Here is a 21,645-nt window from a genome sequence, read left to right as displayed (position 1 = left end):
TTTGACGGATCGTCAACTCCGTTGTCAACGGCGACCGCTGGCCTTGTCGTGACCGGAGGCCGCCGAGGAACCCCGGCTGGCTTCACCCAGAAGTTGCTTGTCCTTCGCCGACAGTTCGGCCATCGGGGCCGCGACGGACCGCCGCCGGTACCGCGGCGGGACGAAGGACTGCACCGCCCGGGGGGCGCGCGGCCGGAACCGCGGGGTGAGCAGCACCACCAGGCCGACCAGGCAGAGCCCGGCGAGGGTCAGCACCACCGCGCGGCCGGTGTTGGTCACCGAGAAGGCGACCGTCCCGAAGGCGATCAGCGCGGCCCAGAAGTACATGATCAGTACGGCCCGGCTGTGCGAGTGCCCGACCTGGAGCAGCCGGTGGTGCAGGTGGCGCTTGTCGGCGGCGAACGGGGACTGGCCGGCCCAGGTGCGGCGCACCACGGCGAGCAGCAGGTCCGCCAGCGGCAGCGCGATGACCGTCAGGGGCAGCAGCAGCGGGATGTAGATCGGCACCAGGGTGTGCACGGTGGCGGTCTGCGAACCGGTCTCACTGTTGATCAGGTCGGGGTCGACCCGGCCGGTGATCGAGATCGCGGCGACGGCCAGCATCAGGCCCAGCATCATCGAGCCGGAGTCGCCCATGAAGATCCGGGCGGGGTGCATGTTGTGCGCCAGGAAGCCCATGCACATGCCGATCAGCAGCACGCTGAACAGCACCGCGGGGGCCGCGTCGGTGATCGCGTAGCCGTACCAGAGCCGGTAGCTGTACAGGAAGAACGCCATCGCGGCGATGCAGACCATGCCGCCCGCCAGACCGTCCAGGCCGTCGATGAAGTTCACCGCGTTGACCATGACGACGACCAGGGTGACCGAGATGACCATGCCCTGGGTCGGGCTCACCGCGACCGGTCCGACGCCGGGCACCGGGAGGGTGATCACCGTGACGCCCTGCCAGACCATCACACCGGCGGCGATCATCTGGCCGCCGAGCTTCACCAGGGCGTCCACGCCCCACTTGTCGTCCAACACCCCGAGCAGGAACATGATCCCGGCGCCGGACAGCAGCGCGCGGATGTCACTGCCGCCGTTGAACACCTTGCTCAGGTTGTCCAGCTGCGAGGCGACCAGGATGCCCGCGCACAGTCCGCCGAACATCGCGATGCCGCCGAGCCGCGGAGTGGGCTCGCGGTGCACGTCACGGGCGCGGACCGGGGGCATCGCGCCGGCCGCGATGGCGAACTTCCGCACCGGGCCGGTCAGCAGATAGGTGACGGCGGCGGTGCAGAACAGCACCAGCAGATACTCACGCACCACCGGCCTCCTGCATCACTGTCGAACGGGGAGGTACCGAAGGTACTCCCCTGCCTTCCCGGGGTTCGAGGTGCGTCGCCACGGCACACACCTTATTGAGTCGGACGCCCGGGACGTGCATCGCGGTTCGCCCTCCCGGGTAGGAGATCCCGATGTCCGTGGACGGAGCGGGTCGACGGACCCGCGCACGGCCCCCGCTCAGGCCCGTTCCGGGAAGGCCGCCGCCAGCTCCCGGACCCGCTCCCCGACCGACCCGGGCGCCTCCCCGGCGAGCAGTCGGGCGATCAGTGCGGCGATCCCGGTCAGCTCCGCCTCGCCCATCCCCTGGCTGGTCACGGTACCCGTGCCCAGCCGGATGCCGGAGGCCTCGGCGGCCGGCGCCGGGTCGAACGGCAGCGCGCACTTGCCGAGCAGCAACCCGGCCGCAGCGCAGCGCCGTTCGGCCTCCGCGCCGGTCACCCCGAGCGGACGGACGTCGGCGGTCACCAGGTGGGTGTCGGTACCGCCCGTCAGAGGGCGCACACCGGCCTCTGCGAGCCCCCTGGCGAGCGCCTGCGCCCCGGACACCGTCCGCTGCGCGTACGCCCGGTAGGCGGGCGTCCGGGCCTCCGCCAGCGCCACCGCCTTGCCGGCCACCTCGTTCATCGCCGCACCGCCCTGGCTGAACGGGAACACCGCCCGGTCGATCCGCTCGGCCAGCTCCGCGGTGGACAGCAGCAGGCCCCCGCGCGGGCCGCGCAGCAGCTTGTGGGTGGCCGCGACCGTGACGTCCGCGTACGGCACCGGGGAGGGCACCACCCCGGCCGCGACCAGGCCGGCGGTCTGCGCGACCGAGGCGATCAGATAGGCGTCCACCTCGTCCGCGATCTCCCGGAAGGCCGCCCAGTCCGGGTGCCGGGGGTGCGAGATCGAACCCGCCACGATCGCCTTGGGGCGGTGCAGCCGGGCCAGGTCGCGCACCTGGTCGAGGTCGATCAGGCCGTCCGACTCGCGCACCCCGTAACCGGTGAAGTCGAACCAGCGGCCGGAGAAGTTGGCCCGCGAGCCGCAGCTGAGGTGGCCGCCGTGCTCCAGCGACATCGCCAGCACCCCGTCACCGGGCCGCAACAGCGCCGCGTACGCCGCGAGCATCGCCGAAGTCGCCGATCGGGGCTGGACGTTGGCGTGCGGGGCGGCGAACAGCTCGCGGGCCCGGTCGATCGCCAGCAGCTCCGCGGCGTCCGCCAGCGCGCAGCCGGTGTGGTGCCGACGCCCCGGGTAGCCCTCGGCGTACTTGTCGATCAGCGGGCCGGTCAGCGCCGCCAGGACGGCCGGGGTGGTCAGGTTCTCCCCCGCCAGCAGCTGGATCGTCTCGGCCCGCCGCTCGGCCTCGGCGGCCAGCAGGTCGGCGATCTGTGGATCCGCCCGGTGCAGCGCCTCGGACGCCCACGGGCGTCCCCTCGTCGCGGTCGAGCCGGCGGCGGCATCGGTGACGGTCATGGCAGGGCTCCCGGCGCTGCGGTGGGGCACCCCCGTCCGACGGCTGGGGGGTGTTCACCCAGCGTAGGACCGTCCCGGCCACCCGGCCCGTCGGAACGGGGCCGTTCGGCCCTCGGTCAGCGCGGCGCCGGGACGCCGGTGAGCGCGGTGACCACCGGGTCGACCGCGTGGAATATCTCCTCGCCGCAGTTGCGGAACATGCCGATCGGCGCCCCGTACGGGTCGTTCACCTCGTCGGACTCCGGGGTCGCGGCCAGCAACCAGCCGCGCAGCGCGGCGGCGGCCCGCACCAGCGCGCGGGCCCGCTCGGTGACGTCCGAGCCACGGCGCGGGTCCGGCAGGGTGCCCGGATCGATCGTCCGCACCAGCCGGGTGAACTCCTTGATCGTGAAGGTGCGCAGGCCCGCCTCGTGGCCCATCGAGATCACCTGGGCGCGGTGGTCCAGGGTCGCCGTGAGCACCAGGTCGGCCTCGACCACGTGCTCGTCCAGTAGCTCCCGGCCGGTGAAGCCGCCGCTGTCCGCGCCGTACTCGTCCAGCACGGTCGCGGCGTGGTCCTCCATCGGCGCGCCCACGTGGCCCCAGGTGCCGGCACTCTCGACCAGGATCCGCCCGGCCACCCGGGGGCTGAGCCGGGTGTCCAGCTCACGCCGGGTGAGCCGCTCGGCGATCGGCGAGCGGCAGATGTTCCCGGTGCAGACGAACAGGATCCGGAAGTGGTCCAGCGGCCTGGGACCCACGGCCAGGTACGGCGCTATGCCGGGCCCGTCATGGAGCGAGGCGATGGGTGTCAACTTCCGGCCTCCAGGTCGGGGACGACCTCCCTCAGCTGCTCGATGCTGATCGCGCCGGCCCGCAGCAGGACCGGCACCTTGCCGGTGACGTCGACGATCGACGAGGCGGTGGCGTGGTCGGCGTTGCCGCCGTCCAGGTAGACCGAGATGGCGTCGCCCAGCTGGGCCTGCGCCTCGTCGCAGGTCGCCGGGGACGGACCGCCGGTCTTGTTGGCGCTGGAGACGGCGAGCGGGCCGGTGGCGTTCAGCAGCTCGATGGCGACCGGGTGCAGCGGCATCCGGACCGCGACGGTGCCGCGGGTCTCGCCGAGGTCCCAGCGCAGCGAGGGCTGGTGCTTGGCGACCAGGGTGAGCCCGCCGGGCCAGAACGCGTCGACCAGCTCCCAGGCCTGCTCGGAGAAGTCGGTGACCAGGCCGTGCAGGGTGGTCGGCGAGCCGACCAGGACCGGCGAGGGCATGTTGCGGCCCCGGCCCTTGGCCGCCAGCAGCTCGGCGACGGCCTCCGGGGAGAAGGCGTCCGCGCCGACCCCGTAGAGGGTGTCGGTGGGCAGCACGACGAGTTCGCCGCGGCGGATGGCCGAGGCGGCCTCGCGCAGGCCCGTGGCGCGGTCCCCGGCGTCGGCACAGTCGTAGCGGCGGCTCATCGGTACGGTCCCCTTCCGGAATGACTCATGACGTTCACGGCTGTCTTCACAGCACGGCTTTACGAGCCGTCGTGAAGCGCGGCCGGTTGTTCAGGTCGCGGTGGTCGGCGGTGTCCGTCCAGCCGCGTTCCTCGTTGAAGATCCACGGCACCTGGCCGCCCTGCTGGTCGGCGTGCTCGATCACCACCGCGCCCCCCGGGCGCAGCAGCCGGGCGGCCACCCGCTCGATGCCGCGGATGGTGTCCAGGCCGTCCTCGCCGGAGAACAGGGACATCTGCGGGTCGTGGTCGCGGGCCTCCGGCGCGACGTACTCCCACTCGGTGAGCGGGATGTACGGCGGGTTGGAGATCACCAGGTCGAAGCGGCCGTCCCAGGAGCGGTCGTCCTCGAAGGCCTTGGTGGCGTCCCCGGCGTGCAGGGTGACCCTGGCGCGGTCCGGGCTGGCCTCGATGTTGCGCCGGGTGTACTCCAGCGCCCCTTCGTCGAGCTCGAAGGCGTGCACGGTGGAGCGCGGCAGTTCCTGGGCCAGGGCGAGCGCGATGGCGCCGGAGCCGGAGCACAGGTCGACCACCAGCGGCTCGGCGACGTCCATGTCGCGCACCGCGTCTATCGCCCACTCGACGACCGTCTCGGTCTCCGGCCGGGGCACGAACACCCCGGGGCCGACCTCCAGTTCGAGGTAGCGGAAGAACGCGCGCCCGGTGATGTGCTGCAGCGGCTCGCGCGCCTCGCGGCGGGAGACCGCCTCCCAGTAGCGGGCGTCGAAGTCGGCGTCCTTCACCGTGTGCAGCTGGCTGCGCTTGACGTTGTGGACGTAGGCGGCGAGTTCCTCCGCGTCGAAGCGCGGCGACGGCACGCCGGCCGCGGCCAACCGCTGGGTGGCCTGGGCCACCTCGGCGAGCAGCAGGTTCATCCGTACGACCTCATGTTTCTGCGCTCCGGCTTCGGGCTTGCGTCGGGCTGGGGCGCGCCGGTCTCAGTTCTCTTGGGCCGCGGCGAGCTTGGCCGCCGCGTCCTTGTCGACGCAGGACTGGATCACCGCGTTCAGGTCGCCGTCCAGGACCTGGTCCAGGTTGTACGACTTGAATCCCGTGCGGTGGTCCGAGATGCGGTTCTCGGGGTAGTTGTACGTCCGGATCCGCTCGGAACGGTCCACCGTGCGGACCTGGCTGCGACGCGCGTCCGAGGCCTCCCGCTCGGCCTCCTCCTGCGCGGCGGCCAGCAGCCGCGAACGCAGGATGCGCATCGCCTGCTCCTTGTTCTGCAGCTGGCTCTTCTCGTTCTGGCAGGACGCCACGATACCGGTCGGCAGGTGGGTGATCCGGACCGCCGAGTCGGTGGTGTTGACCGACTGGCCGCCGGGGCCGGAGGAGCGGTAGACGTCGATCCGCAGGTCGTTGGCGAGGATCTCGACCTCGACCTCCTCCGCCTCGGGGGTGACCAGCACGCCCGCCGCGGAGGTGTGGATGCGGCCCTGCGACTCGGTGGCGGGGACGCGCTGCACGCGGTGCACGCCGCCCTCGTACTTCAGCCGGGCCCAGACGCCCTGGCCGGGCTCGGCGTTGCCCTTGGTCTTCACGGCCACCGAGACGTCCTTGTAGCCGCCGAGGTCGGACTCGTTGGAGTCGATGAGCTCGGTCTTCCAGCCGACCCGCTCGGCGTAGCGCAGGTACATCCGGAGCAGGTCGCCGGCGAACAGCGCGGACTCCTCGCCGCCCTCGCCCGCCTTGATCTCCAGGATGACGTCCTTGTCGTCGCTCGGGTCGCGCGGGACGAGCAGCAGCCGCAGTTCCTCGGTCAGTTCGTCGCGGCGCGCCTCGGAGTCCTTCACCTCGGAGAGGAACTCCGGGTCCTCGGCGGCGAGTTCGCGCGCGGCCTCGATGTCCTCGCCGGCCTGCCGCCACTGCCGGTAGACCCGGGTGATCGGGGTCAGCTCGGCGTAGCGCTTGGCCAGCTTGCGGGCGTTGTTCTGGTCCGCGTGGACGGACGGGTCGGCCAGCCTCGTTTCGAGGTCGGCGTGCTCGACGAGGAGCTCTTCGACTGCCTCGAACATGGGGTGGCCTTCTTCCCGGGGGCTCAGAACGTGCAGGGGGGGGTTCGGAACGGGCTGGAACTGCGGAACGCGCGCTGGGACGCGAACGGCGCCGGTCCCCGGCGCCCCCGACAACGAGTACGGGGGCACCGGGAGCCGGCGCCGAGGGAGCGCTAGGCCTTCGCGCTGTGCTGCTTGCCGAAGCGCTTCTCGAAGCGGGCAACGCGGCCACCCGTGTCGAGGATCTTCTGCTTGCCCGTGTAGAACGGGTGGCACTGCGAGCAGACCTCGGCGCGGATCTCGCCACTGGTCTCGGTCGAGCGGGTGGTGAACTCGGCGCCGCAGGTGCAGGTCACCTTCGTGACCACGTACTCCGGGTGAACGTTGGGCTTCAAGGGGTTCTCCTAGTTTTCGGGAGGGCACCGGGTCGGCGACTGGGAATGCCGCACGTGAACCGGGACCGACGGACCAGTCTGCCAGGACCGGCCGCATCTTCCCAAACCGGGGCCCGTCACGGCTTATTCCGGGGGCCGTCCCGGGCGGTCGCCGGGGCCGGTGACGGGCGCCGTCAGCGCTGCCCGGGGGCCGTTCCGGCGGGCTTCGGGGCGGCCGTCCTGGGAACGGCCTTGGGCACGGCCGTCGGGGAGGCCGTGGGGGTCGCCTGGGCGGGGTTCTCCGGCTGGGCCGAGACGATCGCCTGCGGGACCGCCTGGTCGGCCCTGAGCGCCGCCCAGACGTTCCCGGCCTGCGGCTGCTGCTCGACCACCCGGTTGGGGTCGCTGGGGGCGGTCACCACCGGCAGGGTGACCATGGTCAGCTGGTCCGGCCCGATCCCCTTGAGCTCCTGCACCAGCCCCACCAGGGAGTTCACCGAGCCGAGCGCGGAGTCGGTGGTGACGCTCTTGGTCATGGTGTCGCCGATCGACCACAGCTTGACCGGGTTGGAGAACAGTCCCATCCCGCCGGCCTGCTGGAGCAGCGACTTGACCATCTGCTTCTGCAGCTCGATCCGGCCGAGGTCGCTGCCGTCGCCGACGCCGTGCCGGGTGCGGACGAAGGCCAGCGCCTGCTGCCCGTCCAGGTGGTGCTGGCCGGCCGGGAGGTCGAGCCCGCTGTCCTTGTCGTGGATGGCCACCGTGGTGGTCACGGTGGCCCCGCCTATCGCGTCCACGACCCGGGCGAAGCCGGCGAAGTCGACCTGGAGGTAGTGGTCCATCCGCAGCCCGGTGAGCTGCTCGGTGGTCTTGACCGCGCAGGCGGCGCCGCCGGTCTCGAAGGCGCTGTTGTACATCGCGCGCTTGACCGCCGGGGCGGCCTTGCCGCTGTTGTCGGTGCACTGCGGCCGGTCGACCAGGGTGTCGCGCGGGATCGAGACGATGGTGGCCCGCGAGTGGTCCTGGCTGATGTGCACCACCATCGCGGTGTCGGAGCGGGCGGTGTCGCCGGTGTCCCCGCCGGCCAGGTCGCCGTTCTCGCCGACCCGCGAGTCGGAGCCCAGCACCAGGATGTTGAAGGAGCCGTCGGTGGCCGCCGGGGGCCGGGCGTCGCCGAGGCGGGAGTCGATGTCGACGCTCTTGATGTTGCCGTTGAGCTTCAGGTACGCGTAGGCGCCCGCACCGCCGCCGACGACGACGAGCGCGGCGACCGCGCAGGCGGACCACCGCAGGACCTTGCGGCGGCGACTCGGGACCCTCTTGTGCTCGGCCATACGCACCAGCGTAAAACGGACAAGAAGATCGAATGATCCCAAGCTGTCCCAACTCTGGAACAAAGCCGCCCCGGACACGACGAACCCCGGACCGCTCGCGCGATCCGGGGTTCGGTGCCTCGGTGCCGTCCGGCTACCGTCAGTCGCCGGAACCGGGGGTGGTCTTGGCGATCTGCATCAGGAACTCGGCGTTGCTCTTGGTCTGCTTCATCTTGTCCAGCAGCAGCTCGATCGCCTGCTGCGAGTCGAGCGCGTGCAGCACCCGGCGCAGCTTCCAGACGATCGCCAGCTCCTCGCTGCCGAGCAGGATCTCCTCCTTGCGGGTGCTGGAGGCGTCCACGTCGACGGCCGGGAAGATGCGCTTGTCCGAGAGCTTCCGGTCGAGCTTGAGCTCCATGTTGCCGGTGCCCTTGAACTCCTCGAAGATCACCTCGTCCATCCGCGAGCCGGTCTCGACCAGCGCGGTGGCCAGGATGGTCAGCGAGCCGCCGTTCTCGATGTTGCGCGCGGCACCGAAGAACTTCTTCGGCGGGTAGAGCGCGGTCGAGTCGACACCACCGGACAGGATGCGGCCGGAGGCCGGCGCCGCCAGGTTGTAGGCGCGGCCCAGGCGGGTGATCGAGTCCAGCAGGATGACCACGTCGTGGCCCAGCTCGACCAGGCGCTTGGCGCGCTCGATGGCCAGCTCGGCGACGGTGGTGTGGTCCTCGGCCGGGCGGTCGAAGGTCGAGGAGATGACCTCGCCCTTCACCGACCGCTGCATGTCGGTGACCTCTTCCGGACGCTCGTCGACCAGGACGACCATCAGGTGGCACTCGGGGTTGTTGTGGGTGATCGCGTTGGCGACCGCCTGCAGGACCATGGTCTTACCGGTCTTCGGCGGGGCCACGATCAGACCGCGCTGGCCCTTGCCGATCGGCGACACCAGGTCGATGATCCGGGTGGTCAGCACGCCCGGGTCGGTCTCCAGGCGGAGCCGCTCCTGCGGGTACAGCGGGGTGAGCTTGTTGAACTCGGGGCGGCCGCGGCCGGTCTCCGGGTCCATGCCGTTGACGGAGTCCAGCCGCACCATGGCGTTGAACTTCTCGCGGCGCTCGCCCTCGCGCGGCTGGCGCACCGCACCGGTGATGGCGTCACCCTTGCGCAGGCCGTTCTTGCGGACCTGGGCGAGCGAGACGTAGACGTCGTTCTGGCCCGGCAGGTAGCCGGAGGTCCGGACGAACGCGTAGTTGTCGAGGATGTCGAGGATGCCCGCGACCGGGATCAGGACGTCGTCCTCGCCGACCTGCGGCTCGACCACGCCGGCCTCGAAGCCGTCGCGGCCACGACGGCCCCGACGGTCCCGGTAACGGCCGCGACGACCCCGACGGCCGTCGCCGAACTCGTCGTCGTCGTAGCCGCCCTGCTGGACCTGGGGCTGCTGGGCCTGCTGGCCCTGGCCGCCCTGGCCACCCTCGCGGCGCTGCTGGCCCTGGCCCTCGCCCTGCTGCTGGCCCTGCTGACCGCCCTGGCGGTCGGTGCGCTCGCGGCGGTTGCGGCGGTCACGACGGGACTCGCGGCCGTCGCCGTCCTGGCCGGCCTGGGCCTCGGCGCCGTCCTGACGCTCGGTGCGCTCGCCGCCCTCGCGGCGGTCACGGCGCTCGCGGCGGTCGCGACGGGTCTCGCGACCCTCCTCGCGGCCCTCGAAGCCGCGGGTCTCGGCCGGACGGTCGGCCTGCTTGGGCTCGGCCACCGTGACGGCGGCGGCCTCGGCGGCCGCCTCGGCGGCGGCCGGGGCCGTGGGGGCGCCGGCGGCCGAGGTGGCCCGGCGACGGGTGCGCTCGGTGCGGGCGGGCGCGGCGGCGGTCTCGGCCGCGGCCTGCACCGGGATCTCGATCTGGGCCTGCGGCTCGGCGACCGGGGTCGCGGCGGCGGCAGCGGCGGCGGCCTTGGTGCGACGGGCCGGCTTCTCGGCCGGGGCCTCGGCGTCCGCCTTGGCGGCGGTGCGCTTGGCGGCCGGGGCGCCACCGGCGGCGAGCAGCGGGTCCCCGCCGCTCTTCTCCTTGATGGTCTCGATCAGCTGGCTCTTGCGCATGCGTCCGGTACCGGTGATGCCCAGGTCACCGGCGAGCTTCTGGAGCTCGGCCAGGACCATTCCGTCCAGGCCCGCGGCGGCACTGCGGCGGCGGCGGGCCGGAGCGGCGGGGGCGGCGGCTGCGTCCGACGCCTCGGCGTCCGGGCGCGCGCCCATCAGATCGGTGGAGTCGCTCACTAAGGGTCCTTCCCTGGAGCGGACGTCGGCCTGTCTGGCTCGGCGACCGGTTGTGCTGTCCTGACCAACGCTCGACTGCGTCGGTCCGAGGCGGTGATCCCTCGAATGGCGGGAGCCCGTCGAGGGAGAGCTGCGAGGTGCGGTGCTTGACGCACGGTGGTGCTGAGGTGGCGCGTGGGCCGGTCGTGTGTCGACCTCCCCAGAGGGCGTTGCGCCCCCACGCTGCCTGCGAATCCCGGGCCCCCGTCGCGTGACGGTGGCCCGCGCTCCGCCCGTCCTGTGCCTCTAGGTGGGAGGCCGCGGGTGGGAGTCAGGTGCCGTCACGGCTTCGGGATGCGGCCGCATGTCGCGCAGGCAGGCTGCGTACGCGCTGCGGTGGGCTCCCGGAGAATCGTCGCCCCGGACATCGCGGCGGTTCCACGGCAGTGGAACGCTGGGATCGGGACGCGGCGCACCGAGCCCCGGAGGGCACATGGTGCAGCAATGAGATTAACACTACCGACCCCCTCAGACATTCCCCGACCTCGGGCTTGCCAATCGTGTCCGGACGGCCCGGCTCGCGCCGGGCCCGAACGGGCAGCTCAGACGTCCAGCGGGAGCACGGTGGCCCCGGTCCGGTCGACGCCGAGCCGGTGCGCGGCGAACGCCGGGTCGCCGCCGTGGCCGTGGTACCCGGCGAAGGAGAGCACCTTGTCGACGCCCGCCTCGTCGGTGAGCGCCAGCACGGTCGGGCCGGCCCCGGAGATGACCGCCGGGACGCCCTCCGCGCGCAGCGCGCCGACCAGCGCGGCGCTGTCCGGCATGGCGGTGGCGCGGTAGTCCTGGTGCAGTCGGTCCTCGGTGGCGGCGAGGAGCAGTTCGGGACGCCGGGTCAACGCCTCGACCAGCAGCGCGGAACGGCCCGCGTTGACGGCGGCGTCGGCCAGCGGGACGGTCTTCGGCAGCAGGCCGCGGGCGGTCTCGGTGAGCACCTCGCTGGCCGGGACGAACACCACCGGGACGACCTGCTCGGAGGGCTCCAGGGCGACCGCCTTGGCCGACTCCTCGTCGGTCCAGGCGATGGTGAAGTTGCCGCGCAGGCAGGCCGCGACGTTGTCCGGGTGGCCCTCCAGCTCGGAGGCGAGGGCCAGCAGCGCGTCGTCGTCCAGCGCGGACGGACCGCCGATGGTGACCGCGCGGGCGGCCACGATGCCGGCGCAGATGGCGGCCGAGGAGGAACCCAGGCCGCGGCCGTGCGGTATCCGGTTGGCGCAGACCACTTCGAGGCCGCGCGGCTGGCCGCCGAGCCGGTCGAAGGCGGCCCGCATCGAGCGGACCAGCAGGTGGCGCTCGTCCCGGGGCAGCGTCTCGGCGCCCTCGCCGGCGATGTCGACCGCGAGGCCGGAGTCGGCGACCCGGACGACCACGTCGTCGTACAGACCCAGCGCGAGCCCGAAGGCGTCGAAGCCGGGGCCGAGGTTGGCGCTGGTCGCGGGAACCCTGACCCGGACGGCGGCGGCACGGAACGCAGGACCGGCCATGCGGTGGACTCTCCTGGGGAAATCGGGCGGCGCGGTGCGCGTCGTCGGTGCGAGGGTGGGGAAGGACCGCGGACCCCTCGGGCCTGGCGGTCACTGTCGTCGGCGCGGCCCGTACCAGGACGGGCCCGGGGCATGTGCCACACGGCCGAACCCAGAGTATCGAAGAGAGGTTCCCCAGTGGTACACCCCGTGGGCCTTCGATCTGGTGTGTTGCCGGTTCTGGCCGGAATGCGCACCCCGCTCCGTCAGGAAGCGGGGTGGAATCGGATCGGAATGCGAAGCGGAATTGACACAAAAGTGTCACCGGAGAACTCCGACGGGCCGACCCTCGAAAGGGTCGGCCCGTCGACGCGTCAGGCCCCTTGCCCGGCCGGGCGGTCCGATCGCTCAGTCGAGCAGACCGAGCCGACGGGCCGCCGCCTCCGGGTCGATCGGGACGACCTGCGGCTGCGGCGCGCCGGCCACCGCCCAGTCCGGGTCCTTGAGGCCGTTGCCGGTCACCGTGCAGACGATCCGCTGGCCCGGGTCGACCAGGCCGGCCTCCGCCTTGGCCAGCAGGCCGGCCACCGAGGCGGCCGAGGCGGGCTCCACGAAGACGCCCTCCTGCGCGGCCAACAGCCGGTAGGCGGACAGGATCTGACGGTCCGTCACCTTGTCGATGAGGCCGCCGGACTCGTCCCGCGCGGCGAGCGCGAAGTCCCAGGAGGCCGGGTTGCCGATCCGGATCGCGGTGGCGATGGTCTGCGGCTTGAGGACGGGCGCGCCGTCCACGATCGGGGCCGAACCGGACGCCTGGAAGCCCCACATCCGCGGGGTGCGCGAGGACATCCCGTCGGTGGCGTACTCCCGGTAGCCCTTCCAGTAGGCGGTGATGTTGCCCGCGTTGCCGACCGGCAGGACGTGGATGTCCGGGGCGTCGCCGAGCATGTCGACGATCTCGAAGGCCGCCGTCTTCTGGCCCTCGATCCGCACCGGGTTCACCGAGTTGACCAGCGCCACCGGGTACTTCTCGGAGAGCTCACGGGCCAGCGTCAGGCAGTCGTCGAAGTTCCCGTCCACCTGAAGGATCTTGGCGCCGTGCACCAGCGCCTGGCCCATCTTGCCCAGGGCGATCTTGCCCTGCGGGACGAGCACCGCGGAGACCATCCCGGCCCGCACCGCGTACGCGGCGGCCGAGGCCGAGGTGTTGCCGGTGGACGCGCAGATGACGGCCTGGGCGCCCTCCTCCTTGGCCTTGGAGATGGCCATCGTCATCCCGCGGTCCTTGAAGGAACCGGTCGGGTTGGCGCCCTCGACCTTGAGGTAGACCTCGCAGCCCGTGCGCTCGGACAGCACCTGGGCGGGCACCAGCGGCGTGCCGCCCTCCAACAGGGTGACCACCGGGGTGGCCGCGGTGACCGGCAGGCGGTCCCGGTACTCCTCGATCAGGCCGCGCCACTGGTGGGTGTGCGCGCCTCGGACGACGTTCTCGGCAACGGCGTTCATGGCTGGTTCCCTATTCCCCTTCGACCCGCATGATGCTGGCCACGTCCCGCACGCTGTCCAGCGCGCGGAGCTTGTCGACCGTCGCCGACAGCGCGGCGTCGGTGGCACGGTGGGTGACCACGACGAGCGAGGCGTCGCCGTCGCGGCCCTGCTGGCGCACGGTGTCGATGGAGACGCCGTGCTCGGCGAAGACGGACGCGACCTGGGCGAGCACACCCGCCCGGTCGTCCACGTCCAGGCTGACGTGGTAGCGGGTGACCACCTGGTCCATCGGCTTGGCCGGCAGCCGGGTGTACACGGAGTCACCGGGGCCGGTGGCGCCGGCGAGCTTGTTGCGGCAGACCGCGACCAGGTCGCCGAGCACCGCGGAGGCGGTCGGCGAGCCGCCCGCGCCCGGGCCGTAGAACATCAGCCGGCCGGCCGCCTCGGCCTCGACGAACACCGCGTTGTACGCCTCGCGGACGGAGGCCAGCGGGTGCGAGAGCGGGATCATCGCCGGGTGCACCCGGGCGGTGACGGACCCGCCGTCGGCGGCGCGCTCGCAGATCGCGAGCAGCTTGACCACGGCGCCCATCTCCTTCGCCGAGGCGATGTCGGCGGCGGTCACCTCGGTGATGCCCTCGCGGTAGACGTCGGCCGCGGTGACCTTGGTGTGGAAGGCGATGCCGGCCAGGATCGCGGCCTTGGCGGCGGCGTCGAAGCCCTCCACGTCGGCCGTCGGGTCGGCCTCGGCGTAGCCGAGCGCGGTGGCCTCCTCCAGCGCCTCCGAGTAACCGGCGCCGGTGGTGTCCATCTTGTCGAGGATGAAGTTGGTGGTGCCGTTGACGATGCCCAGCACCCGGTTGACCTTGTCCCCCGCGAGGGACTCGCGCAGCGGGCGCAGCAGCGGGATCGCGCCCGCCACCGCGGCCTCGTAGTACAGGTCGACGCCGGCCGCGGCGGCCGCCGCGTGCAGCTCGGTGCCGTCCTGGGCGAGCAGCGCCTTGTTGGCGCTGACCACCGAGGCACCCTGCTTGAAGGCCGACAGGATCAGCGATTTGGAGGGCTCGATCCCGCCCACCACCTCGACCACCACGTCGATGTCGCCCCGGCCCACCAAGGCCTCGGCGTCGGTGGTGATCAGGTGCTCGGGCACCCCCGGACGCACCCGGCCGGCCCGGCGGACCGCGATCCCGGCGAGCTCGACCGGGGCACCGATGCGAGCGGCGAGGTCGTCGGCCGTCGTCGTCATGATGCGCGCCACCTCGGAGCCCACCACACCACAACCCAGCAACGCCACCTTCAGCGGGCGCGTACGCATCATCCGACTCCGCTCTGCATTCTTCGTGCTTCGGTATTTCCGGCGGATTTTCGGGGGCCGCCGGATACTTCGGTCCGTACCAGTCTCGGGGACTTTCCGCACGGATCTACGGTCGTTCCATGATCTGAGACGAGGATTTCGTCATCCGATATCCAGGCGCAGGAGATCCTCCTCCGTCTCGCGCCGGACGATCACCCGGGCCGCGCCGTCCTTGACGGCGAGCACGGGGGGCTTGAGGGCGTGGTTGTAGTTGCTCGCCATCGAGCGGCAGTAGGCGCCGGTGGCGGGCACCGCGATCAGGTCGCCCGCGGCCAGGTCGGCCGGCAGGAAGGCGTCCCGGACCACGATGTCGCCGGACTCGCAGTGCTTGCCGACCACCCGCACCAGCATCGGCTCCGCGTCGCTGGTGCGCGACACCAGGGCCACCGAGTACTCGGCGTCGTACAGCGCGGTGCGGATGTTGTCGGACATCCCGCCGTCCACGCTGACGTAGGTGCGCAGGCCCTCCAGCGGCTTGACGGTGCCGACCTCGTACAGCGTGAACGCGGTCGGACCGACGATCGCCCGGCCCGGCTCCACGCTCAGCCGGGGGGCGTTCAGCTGCGCGGCGGCGCACTCGCGGCGCACGATGTCGGCCAGCGCGGCGGCGATCTCGGCCGGCTCGCGCGGGTCGTCCTCGCTGGTGTACGCGATGCCCAGGCCGCCGCCGAGGTCGATCTCGGGCAGCTCGACGCCGTGCTCGTCGCGGATCTCCGCCAGCAGGCCGACCACCCGGCGGGCGGCGACCTCGAAGCCCGCCATGTCGAAGATCTGCGAGCCGATGTGCGAGTGGATGCCGCGCAGCTCCAGGGCGGCGTGGCCGAGCACCCGGCGCACCGCCTCGGCGGCCGAGCCGCCGTTGAGGGACAGCCCGAACTTCTGGTCCTCGTGCGCCGTGGCGATGAACTCGTGGGTGTGCGCCTCGACGCCGACGGTGATCCGGATCAGCACCTGCTGGCGCACGCCCTGCCGGGCGGCGATCGCGGCCAAGCGCTCGATCTCCTCGTAGGAGTCGACCACGATGCGCCCGACGCCGGACTTCACCGCGTGTTCGAGTTCGTCCACCGACTTGTTGTTGCCGTGCAGCGCGATCCGCGCCGGCGGCATCCCGGCGGCCAGCGCCACCGCCAGCTCGCCGACGCTGCACACGTCGAGGTTGAGGTCCTCCTCGTGCAGCCAGCGCACGATCGCCTTGGAGAGGAAGGCCTTTCCGGCGTAGTAGACGTCCGCCTCGGTGCCGAAGGCGTCCCGCCAGGCGCGGGCCCGGCTGCGGAAGTCCTCCTCGTCCAACACGTAGGCCGGGGTGCCGAACTCGGCCGCCAGCCGCTTGACGTCGATCCCGCCGACGGTGGCCACGCCCTCGGCGTTGCGGGAGACGGTGCGCGACCAGACCTTGGGGTCGAGCGCGTTCAGGTCGGCCGGCGGGGCCTGGTAGTGGCCCTCGGGCAGGACGTCGCCGTGGCGGGGGCCTGCGGGGTGTGCGGAACGACTCATGGTCCTGGGTTCCTTCGAGACCTATGGCGAGGGGCGGCGACGGTCTCCGTTGACCGTCAGCCGCCCCCGCTGTGCGCTTGGGGGTGGTGCTTACATCCGCTCGGGCGCCGTCACGCCCAGGAGCGTGAGGCCGTTGGCGAGCACGGTGCGCGTCGCCTCGACCAGCCAGAGACGGGCCCGGTGGGTGTCCGTGAGCTCCTCGTCGCCCTTGGGCAGGAACATGCAGTTCTCGTACAGGCGGTGGTACTTGCCCGCGAGCTTCTCCAGGTAGACGGCGACCCGGTGCGGCTCGCGCAGCTCGCCGGCCGCGGCCAGCACGCGCGGGAACTCGCCGAGGTGGCCGAGCAGGTCGGACTCCCACTCGGTGGAGAGCAGCTCGGGTTTGAACTGCTCGACCGTGCCCTTGTCCACGCCCAGCTCGGCGGCCTTGCGGGCGACACCGCACATCCGGGTGTGGGCGTACTGGACGTAGAAGACCGGGTTCTCGTTGGTCTGGCTGGTCAGGACGTTGATGTCCAGCGTGATCGTCGAGTCCGTGGAGGAACGCGCCAGGGTGTAGCGAGCGGCGTCGACGCCGATCCACTCGACCACGTCGTCGATCGTGATGATGTTGCCGGCCCGCTTGGACATGCGGACCTCTTCGCCGTCGCGAAGCATCTTCACGAACTGGCCGATCTTCACCTCGATGTTGCGGTTCATGTCGTCGCCCGCGCAGGCCGCGATGGCCTTGAGGCGGTTGACGTAGCCGTGGTGGTCCGCGCCCAGCATGTAGAGCGCGACCTCGGCGCCGCGGTCCCGCTTGGACAGGTAGTACGCGGCGTCGGCGGCGAAGTAGGTCTTGTCGCCGTCGGCCTTGATCAGGACGCGGTCCTTGTCGTCGCCGAAGTCGGTGGTGCGCAGGAAGACCGCGCCGTCCTGCTCGAAGACGTGGCCCTGCTCGCGCAGCCGCTCGATCGCCTTCTCGACGGCGCCCGAGTCGTGCAGCGTCTTCTCCGAGAACCACACGTCGAAGTGGGTGCCGAACTCGTCCATCGAGCGCTTGATCTCGGCCACCATGAGCTTGAGGCCCTCGGTGCGGAAGACCTCCAGCTGCTCGGCCTCGGGCAGGTCGAGCACGCCGGGGACGGCGTCGGTGAGCGCCTTGGCGATGTCGACGATGTACTCGCCGACGTACCCGCCCTCGGGCACCTCGCGACCGTTCGCGGCGGCCTGCAGGGAGGCGGCGAACTTGCCGATCTGCACGCCGGCGTCGTTGAGGTAGTACTCGGTGGTGACATCGGCGCCGGAGGCCCGCAGCACGCGCGCCAGCGAGTCGCCGACGGCCGCCCAGCGGACGCCGCCGATGTGGATCGGGCCGGTCGGGTTGGCGGAGACGAACTCCAGGTTGATCTTCAGGCCCTTGAGGGCCTCGTTGCGGCCGTAGGCCTCGCCCGCCTCGACGACGGTGCGGGCGAGCGCACCGGCGGTGGCGGTGTCCAGGGTGATGTTCAGGAAGCCCGGACCGGCGATGTCGACCTTGGCGACGCCGGTGATGCCTCGCAGGCGCTCGGCCAGGACCTCGGCAATGGCTCGCGGCGGCTTGCCGGCCGCCTTGGCGAGCTGGAGGGCCACGTTCGTCGCGTAGTCGCCGTGGTCCCGGTTCTTGGGCCGCTCGACCGTCACGTGCTCGGGCACGGCGACGGCCAGCTCGCCCGCCTCGACGGCGGAGCTCACTGCGGCCTGGATTGCCTGGGAAAGGTCTGCGGGGGTCACGACGCCAAGCGTAGGCGAGACGGGGTGCCCGCCCGCCACCCGGTTTGCCGGTTGAGACGCCCGGGGACGGCGCTGCCGGGGGTGTCAGCCGCGATCCGTGCGCTCTGTTCGCTCAGAGCGGAACCCGCCGGGCGGTCCCCCGCCGCACATCAGCCGTCGGACCAGGGCCACCAGGTCGGCCGGATCGAAGGGCTTGCCGAGGTAGCCGTCCACCCCGACCGCCTCCCCCAGATCGAGGTCCGCCGGCGTGCAGGCGCTCACGATCGCGATCGGCAGCCCGCTGGTGTCCGGGGTCGCGCGCAGCCGGGCCGCCGTCCGCAGGCCGTCCAGTCGCGGCATCATCACGTCCAGCGTCACCACGTCGGGCTTCACCCGGCGGATGATCTCCAGGCACTCGGCGCCGTCGGCGGCGGTCACCACCTCGAAGCCTTCGAGCTCCAGGTTGACCCTGATCAGCTGGCGGATCACCTCGCTGTCGTCCACCACGAGGACCCGCCCGGACACTCCCGACACCTCACCGAGGGTATCGGCGGCCCCGCCGCCCCGTCCGGCCTTTGGGCACTTCCGCCCACCGGGCGGCCCGGGACGGCCCCGACGATCTTTCCGGAAACCCGTGCACGGGCCGCCCTCGAAGCCTGGTAGTGTTCATCCCGTCGGAACGCGCAAGTGACCGACAGGCCAATCGGCCCCCGTAGCTCAGGGGATAGAGCACCGCCCTCCGGAGGCGGGTGCGTAGGTTCGAATCCTACCGGGGGCACTTCGCAACAAGTGCCGAAAAGGCCCAGGTCAGCGGGAAGTTACCGCCAACCTGGGCCTTCGTCATGTTCCGGGCCGTTTCAGTCCTGTGCCCCAGCCGTGCCCGTGGGCTCCTCCGGGGGCTTCCGTCGGCTTCGAGGCTTCTTGGCCTTGCCCCGCGCCTTCTTGATCGCGTCGTCCATGCCCTTGGCGATCAGCCTGTCCCGCTCACCGCGCATGTGCTGGTAGCGCAGGGCCGCGTCCATGGTCGAGTGCCCCATCCGGTGCATGAGTTCACGGGTGCTGGCCCCGGTGTCGGCAGCCAGGTTGTTGCCGGTGTGCCTCAGGTCGTGGAACCGGACGCTGTCGGCCCCGGTCTCCTCCAGGGCCTGTGTGAAGTCGAGACCGGTCTTCTCCAGGGCGGCCGTCCAGACGTCGTGGAAGTTGCTGCGACGCAGGCGCCCGCCACGGGGGCCGACGAAGACCCGGCCGGCGGACCCGGATTCACCGAACCAGCGCAGGTGCTCGGCCAGCTCCGCGAGGATCGAGACCGGGAAGGCAACCGGCCGAACGCCCGCATCGCTCTTGGGCCGCTTCACCTTGAGCTGGCCCGTCTGGAGTTCGGCTTGGGCACGACGGACGCGGACGATGCCCCGCTCCAGGTCGATGTCCCGGCGCTGAAGTGCGGCGAACTCCCCGAAGCGCAAGGTGGAGAAGGCCGCCATCAGCACGAGTGCCCGGTAGCGCGGCTCGATCGCGTCGGCGATCGCGTAGACCTCCTCGATCGTCAGGACCGGCCGCTCGGCGGAGTCCTCCTTGTCGGCCCCGGGAATCCGGCAGGGGTTCCGCTCGATCAGTTCGTCATCCACGGCGGTGGTCAGGATCGCCCGTAGCACGCGGTAGGACTTGGCGACCGTCGCGCCGCCCACCTTGACCTCCAGGAGCTTCGCACGCCAGGAGCGCACCTTGGCCGTGGTGATCTGGCTGACGAAGGCCGCGCCGAAGGTGGGCTTGATGTAGAGCCGGAGGACGCCCTCGTACCGCTCCAAGGTCCGGTCGGCCAGGCCCCGCTCCTTGAGCCAGGTGTCCGCGTACTCGCCGAAGTTGGTCTTCCCGGCGTCCGGGTCGACCCACTTGCCGCGCGTGATGTCGGCTTCGAGCTGGCTCAGCCTGATCTCAGCGTCGGTCTTGGTGGCGTAGGTCTTCTCGTCGGGCCGCCGGAGCCCGGTCACCGGGTCGCGGTAGCGCACCTGCCAGCGGCCGGACGGAAGCTGGCGAACCGATCCGAAGCGCTTCTTGCCAGCCATCAGGCCACCACCCGCAGGCGACGGGACCGGGTGACCGGCTGAACGGTGTTCGCGGACACGAAGTCGGCGAGGGCCGTCTCCGGGATGCGGACGTGGCGGCCGACCTTGACGAAGGCTATCCGGCGCTCTTCGATCAGGCGGCGCGGGAAGCGCTCCTTGCTGATCTCCCAGGTGCCGAGGCGCTCGGCCACCTCCTTGACGGTCAGCAGGCGGTCCATGCCTGTTCCCCCTCTTCTCGCGCGAGCTGTGCGCGCATCTCCTGTCGGTCGGTGGTGTGGCGTTCGTGCAGGTCCCGGGCGATCGAAGCGGCGAGCATCGACTCTCCCGGGGAGTTCCCGGCGCCGGCGAAGGCCCAGTGGGCGACGACCAGCGTTTCCGCTTCGGGCAGGTCGTCCAGGTCCGGGAGCCCGGCGGCGAGCAGGCGTTCCCGGAGTTCGGTGCGAGCCTGGTCGGCGCGGTAGTCGGCGCGGACCTGCCGCAGGGCACCGAGCGTGGTCGAGTACGCCGGGGACTTGGACGAGAAGTGCCCCCGGAAGCCGAGCATGTGGGACCAGTGCGCCAGCAGGCGGCCGGGGAAGTATCGGTCGAGGTCCCAGCAGGCTTCGATCAAGCGCCGGGTGTGGGCGGGCAGGTCGTGCCGGTCGAGTTCGTGGCGCTCCAGGATGCGGCGGTCCACGGTCTCGGTGGTCTCGGCGGACTTGGTGGCGTACTTGGCCACGTACGAGGCCACCGCGCGCTCCGTGATCTCCCCACCAGCGAAGGCGCCGATCGGGCGGACGTCGACCTGCGTGCCCCACTCCAGGACCCGGGCGGGCTGGTCACCACCGGCGGCGATGGGGAGACCGGCGCGGCGGGCGGCGGCCCGGATCGCGGCGTCCAGCAAAGCGACCGTGGCCCATACGGGCGGAGGCGTGTCGGGACCATCCGGGCCGTCGATGCGGATCACGGCGTGGAAGTGCACGGCGCCCCGGCGTTGGTACTCGGCGACCTTGCCGAACGAGATCCGGGCCCGGTCGCGGAAGTCCTGCTGCGTGAGCCCGACCATCTTCGCCATGACCCGGAACAGGTAGATCGTGAAGCGCCGCCACAGGTCCGGGGCGTGGTTGTTCCACAGCACCGCGTGCCCGTACTCGTACTTCTCCGGGTCGAGCGGCGTGCCCAGCACCGGGGAGCCCTTCGGGTGGTCGAAGCCGCAGCGGCAGGTGCCCTTGTCGGGCCGGTTGTGGACCGGGCCGAACGAGGGGGCCGTGAGGGTGGCGAAGACCCGGGGATGGGAGCGGACCGCGACCGGCACTCCCTTGGCGGTGTCTCCGGCGAGCCCGGCGCGGATCAGGTGGAAGGTGTCCGCCGAGTACGTCCGCGCGCACGACGGGCAGCGGGAGGCCCGGCGGTTGCCGCAGGCGACCTTGAGGCGACCTCCGGGTTCGTGCTCCGTTGAGTAGCGGTGCCAGACGGCACCAGTCGGGGCATGAGTGAGGGTGCGGAAGCCCTTGAGATGGACCGGGTTCGAGCACCCGCCAGTACGCCGTAACTGATCCTGGAGGCGGGGAAGGTCGCCCCGGGAGGCGAGCCGAGCCAGATCCGCAAGCGCAAGCGAGTGACTGTGAGCGGAAGCGGCACACACTGCGCTCAACCCTCCAGTGTCTTCGAGCCGCCGCAGGTCAGACACCAGATGTCGGCACCGGTCGTGTCCCACCCCGTACCAGCGCAGTCCGGGCACGGGATCCAGGTGCGGGCGGCGAGCGCGGCCGAGCACGTGTCAGGAACCGCCCGGTGGGTCTCGGAGCAAGCAGCGCACTC

The 21,645-nt window shown here is 71.8% G+C and carries 18 protein-coding genes and 1 tRNA gene; 1 reads left to right on the top strand and 18 read right to left on the bottom strand.

Going from position 1 to position 21,645, the window contains the following annotated elements:
* Positions 1 to 24: 24 nt before the first annotated feature.
* The 15 genes from ABTZ03_RS07985 to ABTZ03_RS07915 all read right to left on the bottom strand — a co-directional run bounded on the left by ABTZ03_RS07985 (position 25) and on the right by ABTZ03_RS07915 (position 18,307).
* Positions 25 to 1,305, bottom strand: a complete 1,281-nt coding sequence (locus tag ABTZ03_RS07985; protein WP_350511996.1) for an MraY family glycosyltransferase — start codon at positions 1,303 to 1,305, stop codon at positions 25 to 27.
* A 198-nt stretch (positions 1,306 to 1,503) separates the two neighbouring features.
* Entirely contained in the window at positions 1,504 to 2,784 is a 1,281-nt protein-coding gene (gene glyA / locus ABTZ03_RS07980; protein ID WP_350511995.1) for a serine hydroxymethyltransferase, read from the bottom strand.
* 116 nt (positions 2,785 to 2,900) lie between these two features.
* Complete coding sequence (locus ABTZ03_RS07975) at positions 2,901 to 3,542, bottom strand: arsenate reductase/protein-tyrosine-phosphatase family protein (protein ID WP_350512070.1); 642 nt, start codon at positions 3,540 to 3,542, stop codon at positions 2,901 to 2,903.
* 32 nt (positions 3,543 to 3,574) lie between these two features.
* A complete protein-coding gene (locus tag ABTZ03_RS07970; protein ID WP_350511994.1) occupies positions 3,575 to 4,222 on the bottom strand; it encodes an L-threonylcarbamoyladenylate synthase in 648 nt (215 codons plus the stop codon).
* A gap of 46 nt (positions 4,223 to 4,268) precedes the next feature.
* A complete protein-coding gene (prmC, locus tag ABTZ03_RS07965; RefSeq protein ID WP_350511993.1) occupies positions 4,269 to 5,135 on the bottom strand; it encodes a peptide chain release factor N(5)-glutamine methyltransferase in 867 nt (288 codons plus the stop codon).
* 63 nt (positions 5,136 to 5,198) lie between these two features.
* On the bottom strand, positions 5,199 to 6,275 hold the full coding sequence (prfA, locus tag ABTZ03_RS07960; protein ID WP_350511992.1) for a peptide chain release factor 1: 1,077 nt from the start codon (positions 6,273 to 6,275) through the stop codon (positions 5,199 to 5,201).
* A 152-nt stretch (positions 6,276 to 6,427) separates the two neighbouring features.
* The gene (rpmE, locus tag ABTZ03_RS07955; protein ID WP_316526281.1) at positions 6,428 to 6,649 is read right to left on the bottom strand and encodes a 50S ribosomal protein L31; all 222 of its coding nucleotides are present in this window, start codon (positions 6,647 to 6,649) and stop codon (positions 6,428 to 6,430) included.
* 173 nt (positions 6,650 to 6,822) lie between these two features.
* Positions 6,823 to 7,962 (bottom strand): LCP family protein, encoded by a 1,140-nt coding sequence (locus tag ABTZ03_RS07950; protein ID WP_350511991.1) that lies wholly within the window; start codon positions 7,960 to 7,962, stop codon positions 6,823 to 6,825.
* 139 nt (positions 7,963 to 8,101) lie between these two features.
* Positions 8,102 to 10,213, bottom strand: a complete 2,112-nt coding sequence (gene rho, locus ABTZ03_RS07945; protein ID WP_350511990.1) for a transcription termination factor Rho — start codon at positions 10,211 to 10,213, stop codon at positions 8,102 to 8,104.
* A 581-nt stretch (positions 10,214 to 10,794) separates the two neighbouring features.
* Entirely contained in the window at positions 10,795 to 11,733 is a 939-nt protein-coding gene (gene thrB, locus ABTZ03_RS07940; protein WP_350511989.1) for a homoserine kinase, read from the bottom strand.
* A gap of 387 nt (positions 11,734 to 12,120) precedes the next feature.
* Complete coding sequence (thrC, locus tag ABTZ03_RS07935; RefSeq protein ID WP_350511988.1) at positions 12,121 to 13,218, bottom strand: threonine synthase; 1,098 nt, start codon at positions 13,216 to 13,218, stop codon at positions 12,121 to 12,123.
* A gap of 10 nt (positions 13,219 to 13,228) precedes the next feature.
* A complete protein-coding gene (locus ABTZ03_RS07930) occupies positions 13,229 to 14,521 on the bottom strand; it encodes a homoserine dehydrogenase (RefSeq protein WP_350511987.1) in 1,293 nt (430 codons plus the stop codon).
* Between the two features lie 138 nt (positions 14,522 to 14,659).
* Complete coding sequence (gene lysA, locus ABTZ03_RS07925; RefSeq protein ID WP_350511986.1) at positions 14,660 to 16,051, bottom strand: diaminopimelate decarboxylase; 1,392 nt, start codon at positions 16,049 to 16,051, stop codon at positions 14,660 to 14,662.
* A gap of 90 nt (positions 16,052 to 16,141) precedes the next feature.
* Positions 16,142 to 17,803 carry an arginine--tRNA ligase gene (gene argS / locus ABTZ03_RS07920; RefSeq protein ID WP_350511985.1) on the bottom strand — a complete coding sequence of 554 codons (1,662 nt, stop codon included), beginning with the start codon at positions 17,801 to 17,803 and terminating at the stop codon, positions 16,142 to 16,144.
* An 84-nt stretch (positions 17,804 to 17,887) separates the two neighbouring features.
* Positions 17,888 to 18,307, bottom strand: coding sequence for a response regulator (locus ABTZ03_RS07915; RefSeq protein WP_350512069.1), 420 nt, complete (start codon positions 18,305 to 18,307; stop codon positions 17,888 to 17,890).
* 181 nt (positions 18,308 to 18,488) lie between these two features.
* Between ABTZ03_RS07915 and ABTZ03_RS07910 the strand changes: the two genes are divergently transcribed.
* A tRNA-Arg gene (locus ABTZ03_RS07910) sits at positions 18,489 to 18,560 on the top strand.
* Positions 18,561 to 18,639: 79 nt separating this feature from the next.
* Here ABTZ03_RS07910 and ABTZ03_RS07905 read toward each other — a convergent pair.
* Genes ABTZ03_RS07905 through repSA form a run of 3 tightly spaced genes read right to left on the bottom strand, consistent with a single transcriptional unit; the run spans position 18,640 to position 21,469 of the window.
* Positions 18,640 to 19,845: a tyrosine-type recombinase/integrase gene (locus ABTZ03_RS07905; protein ID WP_350511984.1), complete on the bottom strand. Its 1,206-nt coding sequence runs from the start codon at positions 19,843 to 19,845 to the stop codon at positions 18,640 to 18,642.
* Positions 19,845 to 20,063 (bottom strand): excisionase family DNA-binding protein, encoded by a 219-nt coding sequence (locus tag ABTZ03_RS07900; protein WP_350511983.1) that lies wholly within the window; start codon positions 20,061 to 20,063, stop codon positions 19,845 to 19,847. The genes ABTZ03_RS07905 and ABTZ03_RS07900 overlap by 1 nt, the downstream gene beginning before the upstream one ends.
* A complete protein-coding gene (gene repSA, locus ABTZ03_RS07895) occupies positions 20,048 to 21,469 on the bottom strand; it encodes a replication initiator protein RepSA (RefSeq protein WP_350512068.1) in 1,422 nt (473 codons plus the stop codon). Before repSA ends, ABTZ03_RS07900 begins: the two co-directional genes overlap by 16 nt.
* Positions 21,470 to 21,645 lie beyond the last annotated feature (176 nt).

Origin of the sequence: Kitasatospora sp. NPDC096077 (assembly GCF_040303245.1) — a bacterium.
Lineage (GTDB): Bacteria > Actinomycetota > Actinomycetes > Streptomycetales > Streptomycetaceae > Kitasatospora.
Note: the sequence above shows the minus strand (reverse complement) of the source record. Positions and strands in the feature narration are given on the sequence as shown.